The organism is Dietzia sp. SYD-A1 (assembly GCF_015356725.1).
GTDB lineage: Bacteria > Actinomycetota > Actinomycetes > Mycobacteriales > Mycobacteriaceae > Dietzia.
Map to the genome: position 1 here is coordinate 1 of NZ_JADDKI010000457.1, position 2,889 is coordinate 2,889.

Sequence of the window (2,889 nt, forward strand, 5' to 3'; positions counted from 1 at the left end):
GTGACGAGGGGGCGGCGTCAGGCGGCGGCCCAGGTGTTGATCGACCCCGAGGCCGAGACGTTGCGGAACAGTGCGACCGGCACGGTCACCTCGCCGAGGACGCGGGCGAGGTCGCCGTCCTCGATGTGCCCGGTCACGTCGGCGTGGCCACCCGCCGCCCGCACGGTCTCCACCGCCGCGCGCACGTAGTCCTCGTGCCCGGCGGCGGGCGACCCGAGCAGTCGAAGCCCGACCGAGTGGTCACCGGCGGCGGCGAGCTCGGCGACCGCCTGCGCCACCACGTCCACCGCCTTTCCGGGGTGCAGGAACCCGAAGACCCCCACCGAACGCTCGTCCCGCCGGACCGCCTCGGGATGCGGGCCGGCGTCCGGTTCGATCGGTGAGCTGGCGACTCCGAGGTCGGGAACGGGCAGGGGGATCACCGCGTCGACGACGATCCCCGCCGCGTCGCAGAGGCGACGCTCGTGTTCGGAGCTCACCACCACCAACCCCGCTGCCGCCGCGATGCGCTGATAGGCCCCCATCCGGCGTCGGCACCGCTCCGTTCCCTCGGCCGGCTGGGGGATGTCGTGGAGCGTGACGGCCACCGGCCGGTCCCGGGCCATGACCTCGACCGTGTCGGCCGCCTCGTCCGGAGTCGCCCCGAACAACGAGTCGGTGATGTGCAGGTGAACGGCGCTACCCGGATGAGCGGCCAGAGCCTCCCTCAACCGGGCCGACTCGGGCACCTCGAGCAGCGGGGTGCCGGCGGCGCGGGCGCAGTCGGCGGCGAACCGCGTCACCCCGTGCGTCGGGGGGCCGAGGGCGATCGTCAGCGGCGGGGTCGGCATCTCGCTCACCTCAACCCCAGGAGGTCGATCCGGTCGGCGTGGCGGCGCAGGCCCTCCTCGACCACCCCCGGCGTGGTCGCGTACCAGGCCAGGTGCGCCTGGGTGACCTGGTCGCCGGAGAAGCTGATGCCGTCGACCAACCAGTCGCGCGGGCCGGTCTCGGGCAGGCCGAGCGCGCGTTCGACCGCCGGATCCACCGGCGCCCTCGTGGCCCCGAGCGGCTCGCGGTCGCCGATGTCGGGTGGGTCGTCGACGAGCCCCGCGGGCAGTGCGTCGAGGACGCGACGGAAGACCTCGCGCAGGGTATGGCGGTCCGGGTGGTTGATGGTGTGCCATCGCGGTGTGCCCTCGAGCAGATCCGAGGCGATCAGCGTGCCGTGGGCCTGTTCACGGATGCGCAGTGCCTCCACCGACTCCCGCGCCGCCGCGCGCGCCTGATCGGGGTCGGGGGCGGCGCGGAGTACGTCCTCGTCACCGGTCGCGGCGGCGATGATCGCCCGCAGGTCGTGGTACGGGGCGATGGGCGGGACGAGTGAACGGTCGTGAGGGGGGCGGATCAGCACCTGATAGGGGTGCAGTCCGGCGTACCTCAGCACCGGGACCAGCACGACGGTCGCCCCGGTCGGCAGCCGCGCCGCGAGTTGGCGATGGCCCAGGGGGAGGTCCCGGTAGTCGTCCCGGACGGGCTGGATGATCAGCACGTCGGTGCGCGCGAGGTCCGCGTGCAGCTCCGGGACGTCGCGTGCCGTCATCTCGTACACCGGTCGCACGTCCCGCACCGCGACCCCGTCGACGCTGCGGAGGAGGTCGCGGTAGACATCGGCCTGACAGTTGCCGATCACCATGACGGAGGGCTGGGCGGTGGTGCTCACCGCGACGAGCGTAGGCAGGGCCCCAGGTCGCGGCAACCGGCAGACGTGGCACGGTGGCGGAGTGACCCACAGCCGCTCCTCGTCCGCAGGCCCCCTCCGGATCCGGTCGATCCCCGCCGGCCACGACTACGTGCGTCACGCCCTCGGCCCCGTCACCGAGCGGGGGGATGTCGCGGTGCTCGCCGATCCCCTGCTCGATCCGGCCGAGCCGTCGCGGTGGTGGCCGCACCCCGCGCTCGAGGCCGCTGATCGTCCCGAGGTGCTGGACGGCACCGACCTCGTCCACGTGCACTTCGGTTACGAGCACCGGAGCCCGGCACAGGTCGCGGAGTTCGTCGTCGCGGTCCGGACACGAGGGATGCCGTTGGTGGTGACCGTGCACGACCTGACCAATCCCCACGAGCCCGACCCGGCCATGCATCTCGAACGCACCGGGATCCTGGTGCGGGGGGCGGACGCGGTTATCACCCTGACCGCGGGTGCGGCGGATGAGATACGGCGGAGGTGGGGCGTGGGCTCCCGGGTCATCCCCCATCCCCGGCTCATGCCGGTCGGGGTCACCGAGCCGCACCGCCTGGGCCGTCTCGGGAACGCCGGACACGCTGGGCCGCCCGCGCAGGACGAGCGCCCCGCCGAGCCGCCCTTCGCACAGCCATCCGGCCGGCGGACCGTGGGTGTGGCGCTGGGCTCGCTGAGGGCCGGGGTCGCCGCCGAGGGCCTGCTGCCGCGTCTGGCGGACGCACTGCCCTCCGAGACCGACCTGGTGGTGATGGTGCGCTCCGACGCCCTCGCCGGCGCCCGCGCTCCCGGCCACACCCGCCATGGGGCGGCGCACGCTCTCGATACACTGGCCGACCTCCCGGACGTCGAGGTCCGCCCCCACGACCTCCTGACCGACGACGAGCTCTGCCGGGCCCTGTCCGGGTTCGACGCCCTCGTCCTACCCCACCGCCACGGGACGCATTCCGGATGGCTGGAGTTGTGCCGGGATCTGGGCCTGCCGCCGGTCATCCCGGACGTCGGCTACCTGATCGAGCAGTGGGGTCACCCGGCGGCCTCCTACGACCCCACAGAACCGACCGTCGACGAACTGCGCCGGGCGCTCGCCGGTGCCCTGAACGCCCCGCCGGTCCCCGTTCGCGCGGCCGCGGCCGAGGACGGTGCGGTCGCCGCGGCCCATGCCGAGC

3 protein-coding genes are annotated in these 2,889 nt (G+C 74.0%); 1 reads left to right on the plus strand and 2 read right to left on the minus strand.

The window, feature by feature from the left end; all coding sequences use genetic code 11:
* Positions 1-17: 17 nt before the first annotated feature.
* Both IY392_RS15630 and IY392_RS15635 read right to left on the minus strand, forming a co-directional pair.
* The gene (locus IY392_RS15630) at positions 18-830 is read right to left on the minus strand and encodes a hypothetical protein (protein WP_228549497.1); all 813 of its coding nucleotides are present in this window, start codon (positions 828-830) and stop codon (positions 18-20) included.
* A 5-nt stretch (positions 831-835) separates the two neighbouring features.
* Positions 836-1,702: a WcbI family polysaccharide biosynthesis putative acetyltransferase gene (locus tag IY392_RS15635; RefSeq protein WP_194861704.1), complete on the minus strand. Its 867-nt coding sequence runs from the start codon at positions 1,700-1,702 to the stop codon at positions 836-838.
* Positions 1,703-1,763: 61 nt separating this feature from the next.
* Here IY392_RS15635 and IY392_RS15640 point away from each other — a divergent pair.
* Positions 1,764-2,889, plus strand: a 1,126-nt coding sequence (locus tag IY392_RS15640) for a glycosyltransferase (RefSeq protein WP_309234199.1), incomplete at its 3' end; no start/stop codon positions are given.

Bases quoted from the DNA above. Each gene is read 5' to 3' on its own strand.
- IY392_RS15630 (WP_228549497.1), bottom strand. From the start codon at position 830: ATGCCGACCCCGCCGCTGACGATCGCCCTCGGCCCCCCGACGCACGGG.